Source organism: Escherichia sp. E2586, from assembly GCF_005781105.1.
Classification (GTDB): domain Bacteria; phylum Pseudomonadota; class Gammaproteobacteria; order Enterobacterales; family Enterobacteriaceae; genus Escherichia.
Map to the genome: position 1 here is coordinate 37,848 of NZ_VATN01000006.1, position 16,836 is coordinate 54,683.

Sequence of the window (16,836 nt, forward strand, 5' to 3'; positions counted from 1 at the left end):
TGATCGAATTGTGACATTTGTCATACAACGAATAGGTTTTGTACTTACTATGGAATGGATTGCCGATCCGTCTATCTGGGCCGGGTTAATCACGCTGATTGTGATCGAACTGGTCCTCGGCATTGATAACCTGGTCTTTATTGCCATCCTCGCCGAAAAACTACCGCCGAAGCAGCGTGACCGCGCACGGGTTACCGGGCTGCTGCTGGCGATGTTAATGCGCCTGTTACTGCTGGCGTCAATCTCCTGGCTGGTCACCCTGACTCAACCACTGTTCAGCTTCCGCTCGTTTACCTTTAGCGCCCGCGACTTAATCATGCTGTTTGGTGGTTTCTTCCTGTTGTTCAAAGCCACGATGGAGCTGAACGAACGGCTGGAAGGGAAAGACAGCAATAACCCCACACAACGCAAAGGCGCGAAGTTCTGGGGCGTGGTGACGCAAATTGTGGTGCTGGACGCCATCTTCTCACTCGACTCGGTGATTACCGCCGTCGGGATGGTTGATCATTTACTGGTCATGATGGCCGCCGTCGTTATCGCTATCAGCCTGATGTTGATGGCCAGCAAACCGTTAACCCAGTTCGTTAATAGCCATCCGACCATCGTCATACTCTGTTTAAGTTTCCTGTTGATGATTGGCTTTAGCCTGGTGGCGGAAGGTTTCGGATTCGCCATTCCGAAGGGCTATCTGTACGCTGCCATTGGTTTCTCGGTGATGATCGAGGCACTCAATCAGTTGGCTATCTTTAACCGGCGACGTTTTCTCTCCGCTAACCAGACGCTGCGCCAGCGGACTACCGAAGCGGTAATGCGTCTGCTTAGCGGGCAAAAAGAAGATGCGGAACTGGATGCCGAAACTGCATCAATGCTGGTGGATCATGGCGACCAGCAAATCTTTAATCCGCAGGAACGGCGGATGATTGAGCGGGTACTTAATCTTAACCAGCGTACTGTCAGCAGTATTATGACGTCACGCCACGACATTGAGCATATCGATCTCAACGCACCAGAGGAGGAAATCCGCCAGTTGCTGGAGCGAAATCAGCACACACGCCTTGTGGTCACCGACGGTGACGATGCGGAAGATTTGCTCGGTGTCGTTCACGTTATCGACCTGCTACAACAGTCACTGCGCTGCGAACCGCTCAACCTACGGGTACTGGTTCGCCAGCCGCTGGTGTTCCCGGAAACCTTACCGTTGTTACCGGCTCTGGAGCAGTTCCGTAATGCCCGCACGCACTTTGCTTTTGTGGTGGATGAGTTTGGTTCAGTGGAAGGGATTGTGACATTAAGTGACGTCACTGAAACCATTGCCGGTAACTTACCGAACGAAGTGGAAGAGATTGACGCCCGCCATGATATTCAGAAAAACGCCGACGGTTCCTGGACGGCGAATGGTCATATGCCGCTGGAAGATCTGGTGCAATATGTGCCGCTGCCGCTGGATGAAAAACGTGAATATCACACTATCGCCGGGCTGCTGATGGAATATTTACAGCGCATTCCAAAACCAGGTGAAGAAGTTCAGGTAGGGGATTATTTGCTTAAAACGTTGCAGGTGGAAAGCCATCGCGTGCAGAAGGTGCAGATTATTCCGCTGCATAAGGATGGCGAGATGGAGTATGAGGTGTGATAAAACATCAAATGCGCAGGTTCAAACTGCGCATTTGATTTATACAAAATTTAGTATAATCTAAGGATGGAGTAATGAGAAAAAAGCTGGCTTTTCTTGATACCAGTCTTGACGATTTACGCGCATTTCCAGAATCGTCTCGACAGGAAATTGGCTATCAACTCGACAGGATCCAACAAGGGTTAAACCCATACGACTGGAAACCTTTTTCAACTATCGGCCCTGGTGTGCGAGAGATTCGTACTCGCGATGCTGATGGGATCTATCGCGTCATGTATGTCGCAAAATTTGAAGAAGCGGTTTACGTATTGCATTGTTTTCAAAAGAAAACACAGACTACCAGTCAATCGGATATTGATTTAGCCAAACGACGCTATAAAGAACTTGCTCAGGAGCGCAAAAATGAAAATTGAAACCTTTGATAGTGTGTGGGATGCGGTGAGTGACACCCCTGAACAAGCGGAAAATATGCGGATCCGTGCCGAGCTTGTAACGATCATTAATAACTGGATTGAACAACAAGGGTTTAGCCAGGCTCAGGCAGCGTCTGCTTTAGGGGTCACTCAACCTCGCATATCTGAACTTACCAGAGGTAAAATCCAGATCTTTAGTATCGATAAATTGATCACCATGATGGCTCATGCAGGATTGCATATTCAACGTATTGAAGTTCAATATCCACATGCTGCTTAGTGCTATAAATACAGATGGCGACAACTTAACGCCGCCATCTGCATAACTTGTCTTACATCTTCTCCAGCAACTTCTTCACATCTTTGCCATTGCGAGAATCTTTATTCCGCTCGGCCCAGTCGTTAAGACGGCGTTTGGCTTCGTCCTGTAAGTGTTTACGCAGTAACTGATCCACTTGTAGGTTGTAATTGAGTTGCTGCCAGTTGCCATAAACCCGCAGAGGAACCGGCGTTTCTTTGAGGAAATCAATCAGTTTGCTTTCCCCGTTCCAACCGCCTATCACACGAATGTCAAACTGGGTGTCGCAGGTTTGCTCCGCCAGATTCAACGTACCAGCCCCTGAAAGCGCCAGCACTGGCGATTGACCTTGCATGTCGTTTAACGTCACGACACCATCCTTCAACGTCAGATCGGTGGTAAAGCTATCAAGCCGCGTCACGTTATCGAAGTTTTCAGCGGCCTTCACATCACCGCCATTACGTTCTACCGCTTGTTGGATCATCTGCTGGAAGTTCATGCCTTCCATGCGCGTATCGGCCATTTCGACATGCGCCGTCCCCTGCCAGGTGTGGCGGAATGCGTTGGCATCAATGTCAGCACCAGAGAAATCCCCCGCCAGCGACATTTTCCCCGTTAGTGATATGGGGTAGTTGAAGGCATTCAGGATGGTGCCAATCTCGACATTTTCCAGCCGGGGATGGAAAACTATACGCGGATGTGAGGCTGTGGCATCCAGCGTACCCGGTAACGACACGACACCGTCGTTAAGTTTGCCCTGCAACTGGATAATCTCCAGCAGCCCCGCCTTGTTGGTCATTTGCGCAGTAACATCGGCAAAATCCATTCCACGCCAACGCACGTTATTGGCCTGCAACAAAATATCTGCCGCAAAGCCTTTCAGCCCCTGATACGCAGGTTCATCAATGCGTGAGGAAATGACCGGACGTGGCAGCGTCGGTTGGCTTTGCCCCTGCTGAGCAACGCCATTTTGCTTAGTCATCACCTCATTCATCGGCAGCAAATTATCCAGATTTAACTGGGCAAATTGCAGTCTGAGCAGCCATTCTGGCTTCTCAAGCAGCGCTACCTGCGCCTGACCGGTCAGATTACTGTCGTTAGCGGTTAAATTGATTTGTTCAAAGGAGAGACGTTTTTGCGCTTCCTGCCACTGAGTCCTGAACTGACCATGGCCCTGAATCCCCTGCTTCGGGAGATCAGCGCCCTGCAGTTGCCAGTCAATCTGTTGAATATCTGCCGTTAAATCATGCGGGTAATCAGAAGCATCAACAGTCCCCTTGAGCGCTAAAGTGAGATCGCGTTGGTCGCGATTTACCCGACCAGAGAATTCAAACGAACCGCGATGTTGTGGGTCCTGCTCCATTTGCAGGCGGATATCACGTACCGTAACCTGTTCGTCATTTTCATGCTGGAACACCAACACGCTGTCACTGACTCGCAGACTGGCGATATCGAACGACCAGCCACGATCTTCCGCATCATCAGGTAATGTATTGTCTTTCGGGGCTATTGGGGCGTCTTCACTGCGCACTGCTTCTGTTTCCGGCGTCAGTTGAATGACTGCCCCTTTGAGCATGACTTGCTTAACGCTGAGTTGATGACTCAATAAAGGCCACAAGGCCACATCAAGGCGCATATTATCGGCACGTACCAGCGGTTGGCTGGCCCCGTTGGCCGTTAATATCATGCGACCAGAGAGGATACTAAGCTGCGGCCAGACGTGCCAACGCAGTGGCCCGTCAAGCTGCAATTGATAACCGCTACGTGCAGCAACCTGCTTGACCATATAGTCACGGAAATCATTCGGATTCACCAGCAACACTAACGCAGATAACCCAGCCACCAGCACGACCAGGAGTATCATCAGCGTCGTCAGAAATCGTCTCATGGTATCCTCAATGGGCCTGAATTAGTCTTTATCGATACGGCTAGCGACTGCGCCCTGCTGGTTGCGATATTTCGCATCTTCACGGCGGTTATACGGACGCGCTGCCGGACCTGAAAGCGGCTCAAAGCTCAGCGCGCCAATCAGCATACCCGGACGCAGGGCCAGCGGCAGCTTACCGGAGTTGTAGAACTCCAGCACAATACAGCCAGACCAGCCCGGATCGATACGATGTGCAGTGACATGCACCATAAGTCCCAGACGCGCCAGTGAGGAACGCCCGTCCAGCCAGCCCACCAGATCGGCAGGCAGCGTCACTGACTCCAGCGTTACCGCCAGTGCCAACTCCCCCGGATGAAGATAGAAAGCTTCGCTTTCATCAAGCACAATTTCATCGCTCATCACACGGTCAAGCGCGGCACTCACTTCGTCTTTGGGACCGCTCAAGTCGATAAACGCTGCCGTGTGGCCACGGAAGGTACGAAATTTATTGCCCAGGCGTACATCCACCGTCGCGCCATTAATACGCTCCACGGGTGGACGTGGGTTGATCGACAAACGGCCTTCATCAAGCCAGGCTTCAATATCTCGGTCACACAGACGCATGGCATTTTCTCCTTTCGCGCATCACTCCCTTAACGCCAGTTACGTCAAGGGCATACCAGGTTATCACTGAACGGTACACAATTTACCAAGCTTATTCAAAGAACTGACTTATTTTCGCTTTCAATATATCGATCGCGATGCGGTTTTTACCGCCGCGCGGCACAATGATATCTGCATACTGTTTAGACGGTTCAATGAATTGCAGGAACATCGGGCGCACGGTTTTTTGATATTGCGCCATTACAGAATCCATCGAACGACCACGCTCATTAACATCGCGCTTAATGCGACGCATCAGGCAGATATCCAGTGGGGTATCCACAAAAATCGAGAAGTTCAGCTCGTCGCGCAGACGCGCATCCGTCAGCAGCAAAATGCCTTCGAGAATAATGACTTTCTTCGGTTCAACCTTCACCGTTTCTTTCATACGCGTATGTTCAACGTAGCTGTAAACCGGCAGGTCGATAGCCGAGCCACGTTTCAGCGCCTGCAAATGTTGCAGCAGCAGGCTGTGATCCATCGCGCTGGGATGGTCATAATTAGTTTTAACCCGTTCTTCCATCGACAGATGGCTTTGATCTTTGTAGTAACAGTCTTCCGGAATAACGCCGATGTGTTCATCACCGACTTGTTCACGTAATTCACGATAAAGGGTACTGGCAATGAGACTCTTGCCGGAAGCCGATGCGCCTGCAATACCGATAATGACGCACTGATGAGACTGATCAGTCATAAATTTAGCGACCTGAATAACCTGGATGTTAGGAAGGGGGCGCCGAAGCGCCAAACGCGGCAATTATAGGGATTTCATCCGCGTGATACCAGTCGAATAGCGTTGCCTTGCTCTCAGAGTTAATTGTTGACGATCAATTCCCTGATGCAAATTTAATTGCTCAGTTATGACGCAAAGTGAAAAATGTTATGCATAGTTGCGCAAATTATCCGCCATTACGTCACTTTATGAGCAATTTGCATATAAAATGTAAAACTTTTGTACTAGCATAAACACAGATACTAATACTGACGGCCTGGCCATGCGGATAGAGCGGTAATGAGTAAACCATCACAGCGTGTTTTAATTACCTTGCCTCATCCTCTGCTTCACCTCGTCAGTTTAGGTTTAGTCTCGTTTATCTTTACCCTTTTCTCGCTTGAGCTTTCGCAATTTGGCACTCAGCTTGCGCCGCTATGGTTCCCCACTTCCATTATGATGGTGGCGTTTTACCGCCATGCCGGACGCATGTGGCCTGGTATCGCGTTAGCCTGCTCACTGGGAAACATAGCCGCATCCGTGCTGCTCTTTTCCACCAGTTCGCTCAATATGACCTGGACGGCTATCAACATTATTGAAGCCGTCGTGGGCGCAATGATGCTGCGAAAATTATTACCGTGGTATAACCCGCTACAAAATCTGGCTGACTGGCTTCGTCTTGCATTTGGCAGCGCCATCGTTCCACCTCTGTTGGGGGGCGTTCTGGTTGTCCTGCTGACACCCGGAGACGATCCTCTCAGGGCATTTTTGATATGGGTACTTTCAGAATCCATCGGCGCCCTGGCGCTGGTACCGCTGGGCCTGTTGTTTAAACCGCATTATCTATTACGCCATCGTAACCCACGACTGTTGTTTGAAACGCTGCTGACGTTAGCGATCACATTGACGTTAAGCTGGCTTTCGATGCTGTACCTGCCGTGGCCTTTTACTTTCATTATTGTGCTGCTGATGTGGAGCGCCGTGCGCCTGCCACGAATGGAAGCCTTTTTGATCTTCCTCACGACAGTGATGATGGTTTCGTTAATGATGGCTGCCGACCCCACTCTGCTTGCCACGCCGCGAGCGTACCTGATGAGCCATATGCCATGGCTGCCATTTTTGCTGATCCTGCTGCCCGCCAACATCATGACAATGGTGATGTACGCCTTCCGCGCGGAACGTAAGCATATTTCCGAAAGCGAAACACGCTTTCGGAACGCCATGGAATATTCTGCTATCGGCATGGCGTTAGTGGGTACTGAGGGGCAATGGCTGCAAAGCAACAAAGCCCTGTGCCAGTTTCTCGGCTACAGCCAGGAAGAACTGCGTGCTCTCACCTTTCAACAGCTGACCTGGCCGGAAGACCTCAATAAAGATCTGCAACACATTGAGAAGTTGATTAGCGGTGAAATCAATACCTACTCAATGGAGAAACGCTACTACAACCGCCACGGCGACGTAGTTTGGGCGCTGCTTGCCGTCTCACTGGTGCGCCACACCGATGGCACGCCACTCTACTTCATTGCGCAGATAGAAGACATTAACGAGCTAAAACGCACCGAGCAGGTGAATAAGCAACTGATGGAACGCATCACGCTGGCTAACGAAGCGGGCGGGATTGGTATCTGGGAATGGGAGTTGAAGCCGGATATTTTCAGTTGGGATAAGCGGATGTTTGAACTTTACGAAATTTCCCCGCATATCAAACCAAACTGGCAGGTTTGGTATGACTGCGTGCTGCCGGAAGATCGAGAACACACCGAGAAAGTCATCCGCGATTCGCTGCAGGCTCGTTTGCCTTTTAAACTGGAATTTCGCATTACGGTAAAAGACGGTATTCGTCATATCCGCGCACTCGCCAATCGGGTTCTGAATAAGGAAGGTGAAGTCGAACGCCTGCTTGGCATCAATATGGATATGACTGAAGTAAAACAACTCAACGAGGCGCTGTTCCAGGAAAAAGAACGTCTGCATATCACCCTGGACTCTATCGGTGAAGCTGTGGTCTGTATTGATATGGCGATGAAAATCACCTTTATGAATCCAGTCGCGGAGAAAATGAGCGGCTGGAAGCAAGAAGAGGCGTTGGGCGTTCCGCTGCTGACGGTATTGCATCTTACAACTGGTGACACCGGGCCGTTAATTGAGAACATTTACAGTGCCGACACCTCACGTTCTGCTATTGAACAGGACGTGGTTCTCCACTGCCGTAGCGGTGGCAGCTATGACGTTCATTACAGTATTACGCCGTTAAGCACCCTGGATGGTAGTAGCATTGGTTCGGTGCTGGTGATTCAGGACGTCACCGAAGCACGCAAAATGCTACGTCAGCTTAGCTATAGCGCCTCTCACGATGCCCTGACGCATCTGGCGAACCGTGCAAGTTTTGAGAAACAACTGCGAATACTGCTGCAAACCGTTCACAGTACGCATCAGCAACATGCACTGGTATTTATCGATCTTGATCGCTTTAAAGCAGTAAATGACAGCGCCGGGCATGCGGCCGGCGATGCTTTGCTGCGCGAACTGTCTTCGTTGATGCTGAGTATGCTGCGCTCCAGCGATCTACTGGCACGACTTGGTGGTGATGAATTTGGTCTGTTACTGCCAGACTGTAATGTCGAAAGTGCCCGTTTTATCGCGACGCGCATTATCAATGCGATTAATGATTATCACTTTATGTGGGAAGGTCGGTTACATCGGGTAGGAGCAAGCGCCGGGATGACGTTAATAAACGACAGTAATCACCAGGCAGCAGAAGTTATGTCCCAGGCCGATATCGCCTGTTATGCTTCGAAAAATGGTGGTCGTGGTCAGGTCACAGTTTATGAACCACAGCAGGCAACTGCACATAATGAACAGACAGTGATGTCGCTCGATGAACAGTGGCGGATGACTAAAGAGAATCCGCTTATGATGATTGCCCACGGCATCGCTTCGCCACGAATCACGGAAACGCGGAATTTGTGGTTGATTTCGCTTAAGCTCTGGAGCAGCAAAGGCGAGTTGATTGATGAACAGGCATTCCGCCGTAGCTTCAGCGATCCGGCACTCAGCCACGCGCTTGACCGCCGGGTATTACGTGAATTTTTCCAACAAACAGCAAAAGCGGTTGCCAATAAAGGTTTAAGCATCGCCCTCCCCCTTTCCGTTGCGGGGCTAGGCAGCGTCACTCTGGTAGACGAATTGCTTGAGCAACTGGAACAAAGTTCATTACCACCACGGTTGTTCCATTTGGTAATTCCGGCAGAAGCGATTTTCGACCACGGGCTGGCTGTGCAAAAACTGCGGCTGGCCGGCTGCCGGATCGTACTCAGCCAGGTAGGGCGCGACCTACAAATATTCAATATGCTCAAAGCAAATATGACGGATTATCTACTGCTTGACGCCGAGTTATGCGCCAGCGTACAGGGCAATTTAATGGATGAGATGCTGATTTCGATTATTCAGGGGCATGCCCAGCGGTTGGGTGTGAAAACCATCGCTGGGCCAGTAGCGTTGCCATTGGTATTGGATACGCTTTCTGACATTGGTGTTGATCTGATTTATGGCGATGTCATTGCCGAGAGCCAGCCTCTGGATTTGCTGGTTAATAGCAGTTATTTCGCGATTAATTGAGGGAGCGTTTCCCCATCGCCTGATAAAACGCTAACGCGTTTTATCAGGCCTACAATTCGTCCGTTCCGTAGGCCGCGCCGCATCCGGCGACCAGCGTCATACTTCTTCTGGTTGCCAGCCTTCCGTATACCAGATATGCAACAGCGCATAAGAACGCCAGGGCTTCCAGCGTTCGGCATAACGGCGGATTTGTGCCGGTGTCATTCCTGGAAATCGCTGTTTAATCAAATAATCATCCGGCAGAAAAACATCTTTCGCTTGCCAGCCACGCAATGCGAAATAATTCGCCGTCCATCGCCCAACGCCAGGATATGTTTGCAGCGTTTTCATCGCTTGTTCTACGTCGTCCGGAATTGTCATCGGTAAGGTGCCATCCAGTGCTGCATTGGCTAAATGAATCAGTGCCTCTGCCCGTTTCAACGGCATACCCAACGCTTTTAATGCCTGCGGGTCGGCGGCTGCCAGCCGCTGAGGCGTGGGGAAGCAGACATAATCCGGAAAATCATCCAGCCGTTCGCCATAAAGCTGTGCCACTTTGGCGGTCAATTTTGCCGCCATCGCCACGCTCACCAGTTGGCCTAATATAGCGCGCACGCCCTGCTCAAAAGCATCAACACAGCCGGGTAAACGCAATCCGGGCCGGGCCGCGCCTAACTCGCCCAACGCCTCGTTCACAATCTGCGGGTTACATTGCAGATCAAATAAGCGGCTCATTTTCGCCAGGCACTCAGCGGCAACGGATTCTAAACCTGCACTTAAATTTATGTGCAGAGTATGGCGGGCTATATCCGGAATAGCAGTCACCACGCCGCGATATTCGCCCACCGCCAGACTACGGGCATAATAATCGTCAGCGATCGTTTCCACACCGCTCACCGCACGGGCGGCGAGAAATCCCAACATCCACGACCAGTCATATGGCGGCTGCCAGTTCAGGGTATACATCGCATCTCCTTATTCATCCGCTTTCAGCATAAACGTTATTCAGACGCTGTGCTTTGCTTTCATATTCCGGTTGTCGCGACGGCAACATTTCGCTAAAGTCACGCCCCTTCTTCACCGGCATGGGGATTATTTCGTGTTTATTGGTTTTGATTACGGTACAGCAAACTGTTCAGTGGCGGTCATGCGCGACGGTAAACCGCAATTACTGAAAATGGAAAACGACAGCACGTTGCTGCCTTCAATGCTTTGCGCGCCAACGCGTGAGGCGGTTAGCGAATGGCTGTACCGCCATCATGATGTTCCGGCAGACGACGATGAAACGCAGGCGCTGTTACGTCGGGCGATTCGTTATAACCGCGAAGAAGATATCGATGTTACGGCGAAAAGCGTGCAGTTCGGTCTTTCCTCTCTGGCACAGTACATTGATGATCCGGAAGAAGTGTGGTTTGTAAAATCACCAAAATCGTTCCTCGGTGCCAGCGGCTTAAAACCGCAGCAGGTAGCGCTGTTTGAGGATCTGGTCTGCGCAATGATGTTGCACATTCGCCAGCAGGCGCAGGCGCAGCTGCCAGAAGCGATTACTCAGGCGGTGATTGGTCGCCCGATCAACTTCCAGGGTCTGGGCGGCGATGAAGCAAACACCCAGGCGCAAGGGATTCTGGAACGCGCAGCGAAGCGTGCCGGGTTTAAGGATGTGGTATTCCAGTACGAGCCGGTCGCGGCTGGGCTGGATTACGAAGCCACCTTACAGGAAGAAAAACGGGTGCTGGTGGTGGATATCGGCGGTGGTACGACTGACTGTTCATTGCTGCTGATGGGGCCGCAGTGGCGTTCACGTCTCGATCGTGAAGCCAGCCTGCTGGGTCACAGTGGTTGTCGTATTGGCGGTAACGATCTGGATATCGCACTGGCGTTTAAAAACCTGATGCCGTTACTGGGCATGGGTGGCGAAACCGAAAAAGGCATCGCCCTGCCGATTCTGCCGTGGTGGAATGCGGTTGCCATCAACGACGTACCTGCGCAAAGTGATTTCTACAGTAGTGCCAACGGTCGCCTGCTTAACGATCTGGTACGCGATGCCCGCGAACCGGAAAAAGTGGCCCTGTTACAGAAAGTCTGGCGTCAGCGTTTAAGCTATCGACTGGTGCGCAGCGCGGAAGAGAGCAAAATTGCGCTTTCCAGCGCAGCGGAAACCCTCGCATCGCTGCCGTTTATCAGCGACGAACTGGCTACGCTGATTAGCCAGCAGGGTCTGGAAAGCGCCCTCAGCCAACCACTGGCGCGGATTCTGGAACAGGTGCAACTGGCGCTGGATAACGCCCAGGAAAAACCGGATGTCATCTATCTGACCGGCGGTAGCGCCCGTTCCCCGCTGATTAAAAAAGCGCTGGCAGAACAGTTGCCGGGCATTCCGATTGCCGGCGGCGATGACTTTGGCTCCGTCACCGCCGGGCTGGCGCGTTGGGCTGAAGTGGTATTTCGTTAATTGAAAAATGGCTCAGCAACGGCTTAAATCAGCCTGCGCCTGAGCCAGTTTTTCTGCCGCCTGACGTAACGGTTCCATCAACGGCATGGTCCGTGCAGAGGCATGGAGATGGAATCGCTGCAACTCTACCGCGCCCTCTGTCAATGCGGCTTCCAGCCGATGTCGTTTGGCGGCCATTTTCGCCATTACCGCTTGTCTATCTGCTGGCGTTACCGCTTCATTCGGCCTGAACACAAAACGGCGTTCGCAACTCGCTTTCCAGTCGATAACCGCCTGGGTCAGATGATCACCAAACCCTTTCACTTGCTTAACGCCACGACGGGTAACATCTGCCGCTGTTTCAATACCAAAGGACCGTAACGCCGCTTTACGCGCAGGGCCAACGCCGGGAATAGAGGCAACATCAATAAAAAATCCCTCCAGAAACTTCTGCTTCTGCCGTTCCCTTGCGGTGTCCTGAAGTGCTGCCAGATCGCGCTTTTCTTCTTCCGGTAACCCCAGAATTTCGTCCTTCATTTTTTCGAGCATCGTCCGTTTGGCGATAAAACCTTCCAGTCCGCCCAACTGTTGGATCTGGCTGACTAAATGGTCATAATCCATTTTCGCACGATTAAAAGCCTCACGGCGTTGCTGGATTTCTGCTTTGTACGCTTTGCTTGTCAGACTGCCAATAATCCAGATAGCCGCCAGCACCGGAACCAAAATAATATAACGCGGTTCTGCCTGAAGGCCGCAAAGCAGTAGAGATAACGCTGACAGTGCGATCTCAATCAGAATGATGTATTCACGCCGCAATACCCCTACAGGAAACGGCCTGCCCGCAGGTTGGAAATGAGTGGGTAATGGTAACTTTAGCGGTGGCGGTGCTACTGACGACGTTACCATCGCCCAGACTTTCGCCAGCACAAAATCACCGCCGGTGGTAATGACCTCTTCGCCGAGATCAATAAAATAGATAACGCCTTGATTATCCAGCGTACACCACGGGCAGTCGGTCAAATGAGCGGGGTAAACATGCATTGCCGAAACGGGACATTTCTTTAACTGTTGGCGTAGGGAATCAAGTGCCGCTACCCACGCTTTAGCCGTCGGACGCCCGGTTGCTACGCCACTTTCCGTGAATGCCTGCTGAAACATGGCTTCAACATCACCCGGTAACATCGATAGCGGAATAGATCGTGGCGGCGGTTTTAAACCACGTCGCTGATTATCTGACGCGTAGGCATAACGGAAATGGGCAATATCCGTCTCCAGCACATTACCCGCTTCAGAGATAAGCGGTACACCAGAATAAGGATGCCGACCACCAAACAAGACGTGAAAAATCAGCAAGGCAAGGCCAAAATTATCGTGATTCGCAGTACGTTCAAAGCCGACAAATGATGGCAAGGTTTGTAGCTCTGGCGGCGTAAAATGCGACACGCCGACTTCGCATAAATGCAGTGTGCCATTGGCGTTAATCTGAAAGGAATCACTATCGATCAACACCACTTTGCTGTCGCGACCTACCATAAAGCTGTTCTGGTTTACGTCACCCACTACGTGCCCGTGCTCGTGAATCGTAGCAAAAGATGAAGCAATATTGCGGGCAACATAGAGTAGAAAATCCCACGCACAATGAGGGTAACTCTGGCGACGATGTGCCGGGCTATAGATCATATGAATCGGTTCTTTACCAGAAACCTTCGGCATCATAAAACCGATAACCTTCCCGCCTCGTCCACCGTGAAGCGTTGCCTGCGGCCAGGCGACATAATTCAGCAACTGCGCGTCAGCTGTCGCAGCCATAAAGGCAAGTTTGTCCTGTTTTAAGGCGGGTGGCGGTGTGTGATAAATCTTGGCGACGCTATCGACAAACTCCTCGATATCATAAACCGCGCCTTCACCACCTTTGCCCAGTTCACGGCCAAGAGTGGTCAATTCACCTGTCGATGTAAATACTTTTATATTTGTCTTCATAATATTTCGCAGGTAGCTATATTATATTTTAATGATTAACGATAACTAACCATTAAAGATATTTATATGTAAGTGAGTTCGGTTCAAGAATAAAAAGGATAATGCACTTTTATCAGGATACAATTCAATTCCAACCTGATAATGATTAAGTCCCATAGGTTTTTGCTAACTTTTACTACACAGAGATTCTGGAGAAAAAAATGAAAAAGATATTACTTATGTTGAGCCTGCTATTTTTTACTACCGCAGGCTATTGTGAAGTTTCGGATACGTTAGTGACGGGAGGTTATGATAAACAAGCGATGTCTGACGCGATTAAACATGCGCGGAAAGAAACCGATAAATTCATCGAGGTTATGAATAAAAAAGATGCCGATACTTTCGCAGTCAAAGCCCCGATAACCGATCACGGAAGAACCGAGCATTTCTGGCTTACGGATGTCACTTATTCTAACGGCATGTTTATTGGCGTAATCAGCAATGATCCTGGTATTGTTACAAACGTAGAATATGGCCAGGAGTGGAAAATCAAGAAAGAAGATATTTCAGACTGGATGTATACCCGCGGGGATAAAATTTACGGCGGTTATACCATTGATCCTTTATTGGTCACTTATCCAAAAGAAGAAGCCGACGAGCTAAGAGCAAAATTAGTTCGCTAATCAGCCGTTATATTGATTGCTTAAACTGGCGGTTGAATTGTTGTCTTCAACCGCCATGAGAAACTCACTCTGCCCACAGCGCCAGTGCCAACGTTTTATCATCATCCGTACGCTCGTTTACCGCCGGGCTGGACAAAAACTGCTTTAACAATTCAGGTAATAAATCGAGTTGTTCCTGCGTTGCTGACGCCAGCCCATTGAAAAACGGGGTAAAGAAAGGCACATGCGGAGAATTATCCAACATATTTAACGCCAGTCGCTGGATACCATCCGTAAATGCTGCAACTTTATGCACACGCTCAGTGCTGGTGAAAGTTTCCAGTCTGGAAACGGCATCTTCATCGGTAATGAAGTGCGTCATATTGGCATATTCACCCACCATCGGCGTAAGCGGCAATTGCAGACCGTGACCAAAATCCACCACCACGCCGCCATCGCCAATCTGCATAATCAAGGTGCCATTAGCCGATGAAATCAATCCCATAAACGTGCAAGCAAAATCGCGAACCGCTAATTCTTTGGCTTCCGCCTCGGCAAAAAGTCGCTGACGAATGGTCAGCACAATATCCGTTGCGAGGACATCATTGAGCCCCAATTCCCCGCCCTGCACTTTTTGCGACATATAAGCCATCGCTTCATTGACGGCGAGCATCGCGCCTTCGCCCCCCTGCGAGACGCTGCCTGCACCATCAGCAAGAAACATCACCAGTAATGGTTGCTGGTCGTTTAACCAGGCAGCCTGCATCTGGCAGGCATCCTGACAAGGCAAATCAGCGCTGATGTGCGACGTTCCGACGGCTGATTCATAAACCAGACGCCAACTCACACTGACGTCCAGCCTTTTGGTGCTTCCAGTACAACTTCCGTTCCCGGCGTGGAGCGGGAAACCGAACGTAACGAACTGGATAACCAGCTAAACAGTTCACGGAATTGTAATCCCTGCAATGGCAAAGGCTGACGGACGCTGATTTGTGCCAGGGTCTTCATATCCGCCCCCTGAACACCGATGGTAAAGAAGGCAAACTTTTTATCTTCTTCCCCCTGAAACACTTTGTTGGCGGCAGCCTGCCACTCATCGGTTGGTGCGCCATCGGTGATCAGGAAAATCCACGGACGATAATACGAAATGCCATTGGCGCGGTACTCACGTTTCCGCTCTTCAACCATATCCAGGGCTTTGGTAATGGCAGCGCCCATTGGCGTATCGCCCTGAGCAAACAGGATGGGCGGGAAAAAATTAGCGGCGCTGGTAAAGGGTTGTTCCACATGCACCGGGCCAAACGTCACAATGCCGAGTTCCACTCTTTTTAAAGCCAGCGGATCAGCAAGCAGTTCATCACGAAAGGTAACCAATCCGGCGTTAAGTTCATTAATGGGTCTGCCGCTCATCGAGCCAGAAACATCCAGCAGCAAAATGCAGGGGCAACGTGGTTCCGGGTTACTGGCAAAATCGCTGGTAGCAAACGTGATTTGTTCGCTCATAAGAGGTCCTTTCTTAGAGAGTTATTGAGGTCCGGTATCATACCGACTGCAATAATGAAATAAGAGCAAACGAAGACATTTTCAGAATTAGGCCCGGCGGCGTAGATAATTTTGCTATTCGCCTCGCAAGAACGGAGCGCCGTCGATTGACACTAAGGGCGGAGTGACATAATTTCAGGAGTGAGGGTTAGGGAGAGGTTTCCCCCTCCCCCTGGTGTTCTTAGTAAGCCTGGAAGCTAATCACTAAGAGTATCACCAGTATGATGACGTGCTTCATCATAACCCCTTCCTTTTTTAACCCCTCTTCTCCGGGAGAGGGTATCCCGTTTCAGCGTCCCGCTGAAATCGTCGGCTTACCTCCTTTCGCCCTGTATGCAGTCTATCGCTAACTTGCGGATAAAATAGTTTCCTCTGTGATTATTGCGTAACGACTCGCAAAGAATATTTGCTGGCAGGATCGCAGACTACAAAGCCTGCGGATTGACAATCTTATCGTGAAGGCATACTTTCAGGAGTGAGGGTAGAGCGGGGTTTCCCCCGCCCTGGTAGTCTTAGTAAGCGGGGAAGCTTATGACTAAGAGCACCACGATGATGAGTAGCTTCATCATGACCCTTTCCTTATTTAAGGCCCCTTCCTCGGGAGGGGCTTTCCCGTTTCAGCGTCCCGCTGAAATCGTCGGCTTACATCCTTTCGCCATGCACGTAGTCTATCGCTAACGCGTGAACAAAATAGTTTCACCCGTGATTATTGCGTAACGTCTCGCAAAGAATATTTGCTGGCAGGATCGCAGACTGCAAAGCCTGCAGATTGACAATCTTATCGTGAAGGCATACTTTCAGGAGTGAGGGTAGAGCGGGGTTTCCCCCGCCCTGGTAGTCTTAGTATGCTGGGTAGCTAATCACTAAGAGCACCACGATGATGAGTATCTTCATCATGACCCTTTCCTTATTTAAGGCCCCTTCCTCGGGAGGGGCTTTCCCGTTTCAGCATCCCGCTGAAATCTTCGGGTTACCTCCTTATTGCCATGTACGCAGTCTATCGCTAACCTGCGAATAAAATAGTTTCCTGTGTCATTACTGGATGCATGCTCGCAAAGC

The 16,836-nt window shown here is 50.5% G+C and carries 16 protein-coding genes; 6 read left to right on the forward strand and 10 right to left on the reverse strand.

The genetic code is table 11. From position 1 onward, the window contains the following. Positions 1-49 precede the first annotated feature (49 nt). The 3 genes from FEK50_RS05415 (at position 50) to FEK50_RS05425 (ending at position 2,326) form a co-directional block, all read left to right on the forward strand. On the forward strand, positions 50-1,633 hold the full coding sequence (locus FEK50_RS05415; protein ID WP_131161446.1) for a TerC family protein: 1,584 nt from the start codon (positions 50-52) through the stop codon (positions 1,631-1,633). Between the two features lie 74 nt (positions 1,634-1,707). Further along, a complete protein-coding gene (locus FEK50_RS05420; RefSeq protein ID WP_131161415.1) occupies positions 1,708-2,046 on the forward strand; it encodes a type II toxin-antitoxin system RelE/ParE family toxin in 339 nt (112 codons plus the stop codon). Continuing rightward, entirely contained in the window at positions 2,036-2,326 is a 291-nt protein-coding gene (locus tag FEK50_RS05425) for a helix-turn-helix domain-containing protein (protein ID WP_131161416.1), read from the forward strand. The genes FEK50_RS05420 and FEK50_RS05425 overlap by 11 nt, the downstream gene beginning before the upstream one ends. A 52-nt stretch (positions 2,327-2,378) precedes the next feature. Here the strand turns inward: FEK50_RS05425 and asmA are convergent, their stop codons facing one another. The 3 genes from asmA to udk all read right to left on the reverse strand — a co-directional run bounded on the left by asmA (position 2,379) and on the right by udk (position 5,568). Continuing rightward, entirely contained in the window at positions 2,379-4,232 is a 1,854-nt protein-coding gene (asmA, locus tag FEK50_RS05430; protein WP_131161417.1) for an outer membrane assembly protein AsmA, read from the reverse strand. Between the two features lie 21 nt (positions 4,233-4,253). After that, complete coding sequence (dcd, locus tag FEK50_RS05435; protein WP_001234777.1) at positions 4,254-4,835, reverse strand: dCTP deaminase; 582 nt, start codon at positions 4,833-4,835, stop codon at positions 4,254-4,256. A gap of 91 nt (positions 4,836-4,926) precedes the next feature. After that, positions 4,927-5,568, reverse strand: a complete 642-nt coding sequence (gene udk / locus FEK50_RS05440) for a uridine kinase (RefSeq protein ID WP_064529458.1) — start codon at positions 5,566-5,568, stop codon at positions 4,927-4,929. 318 nt (positions 5,569-5,886) lie between these two features. Here udk and FEK50_RS05445 point away from each other — a divergent pair, with 318 nt between their 5' ends. Further along, positions 5,887-9,204 (forward strand): diguanylate cyclase, encoded by a 3,318-nt coding sequence (locus FEK50_RS05445; protein ID WP_131161418.1) that lies wholly within the window; start codon positions 5,887-5,889, stop codon positions 9,202-9,204. Between the two features lie 96 nt (positions 9,205-9,300). On the opposite strand, the gene alkA is transcribed toward FEK50_RS05445, so the two are convergent. Then, positions 9,301-10,149, reverse strand: a complete 849-nt coding sequence (alkA, locus tag FEK50_RS05450) for a DNA-3-methyladenine glycosylase 2 (protein ID WP_130260017.1) — start codon at positions 10,147-10,149, stop codon at positions 9,301-9,303. A gap of 133 nt (positions 10,150-10,282) precedes the next feature. Between alkA and yegD the strand changes: the two genes are divergently transcribed. Continuing rightward, positions 10,283-11,635 (forward strand): molecular chaperone, encoded by a 1,353-nt coding sequence (yegD, locus tag FEK50_RS05455; protein WP_130221833.1) that lies wholly within the window; start codon positions 10,283-10,285, stop codon positions 11,633-11,635. Between the two features lie 12 nt (positions 11,636-11,647). Here the strand turns inward: yegD and yegI are convergent, their stop codons facing one another. Then, a complete protein-coding gene (yegI, locus tag FEK50_RS05460; RefSeq protein ID WP_131161419.1) occupies positions 11,648-13,594 on the reverse strand; it encodes a protein kinase YegI in 1,947 nt (648 codons plus the stop codon). Between the two features lie 200 nt (positions 13,595-13,794). Between yegI and FEK50_RS05465 the strand changes: the two genes are divergently transcribed. After that, positions 13,795-14,256, forward strand: a complete 462-nt coding sequence (locus FEK50_RS05465) for a DUF2314 domain-containing protein (RefSeq protein ID WP_096093424.1) — start codon at positions 13,795-13,797, stop codon at positions 14,254-14,256. Positions 14,257-14,320: 64 nt separating this feature from the next. On the opposite strand, the gene FEK50_RS05470 is transcribed toward FEK50_RS05465, so the two are convergent. The 5 genes from FEK50_RS05470 to FEK50_RS05490 all read right to left on the reverse strand — a co-directional run bounded on the left by FEK50_RS05470 (position 14,321) and on the right by FEK50_RS05490 (position 16,674). After that, a complete protein-coding gene (locus FEK50_RS05470; RefSeq protein ID WP_131161420.1) occupies positions 14,321-15,082 on the reverse strand; it encodes a PP2C family serine/threonine-protein phosphatase in 762 nt (253 codons plus the stop codon). Beyond that, positions 15,079-15,738, reverse strand: a complete 660-nt coding sequence (locus FEK50_RS05475; protein WP_000003177.1) for a VWA domain-containing protein — start codon at positions 15,736-15,738, stop codon at positions 15,079-15,081. Before FEK50_RS05475 ends, FEK50_RS05470 begins: the two co-directional genes overlap by 4 nt. Before the next feature lie 220 nt (positions 15,739-15,958). Further along, positions 15,959-16,018, reverse strand: coding sequence for a type I toxin-antitoxin system toxin IbsA (gene ibsA, locus FEK50_RS05480; RefSeq protein WP_010723109.1), 60 nt, complete (start codon positions 16,016-16,018; stop codon positions 15,959-15,961). A 271-nt stretch (positions 16,019-16,289) separates the two neighbouring features. Then, positions 16,290-16,346 (reverse strand): type I toxin-antitoxin system Ibs family toxin, encoded by a 57-nt coding sequence (locus tag FEK50_RS05485; RefSeq protein ID WP_001386899.1) that lies wholly within the window; start codon positions 16,344-16,346, stop codon positions 16,290-16,292. Positions 16,347-16,617: 271 nt separating this feature from the next. Then, positions 16,618-16,674 (reverse strand): type I toxin-antitoxin system Ibs family toxin, encoded by a 57-nt coding sequence (locus FEK50_RS05490; protein WP_012767742.1) that lies wholly within the window; start codon positions 16,672-16,674, stop codon positions 16,618-16,620. Positions 16,675-16,836: the final 162 nt, after the last annotated feature.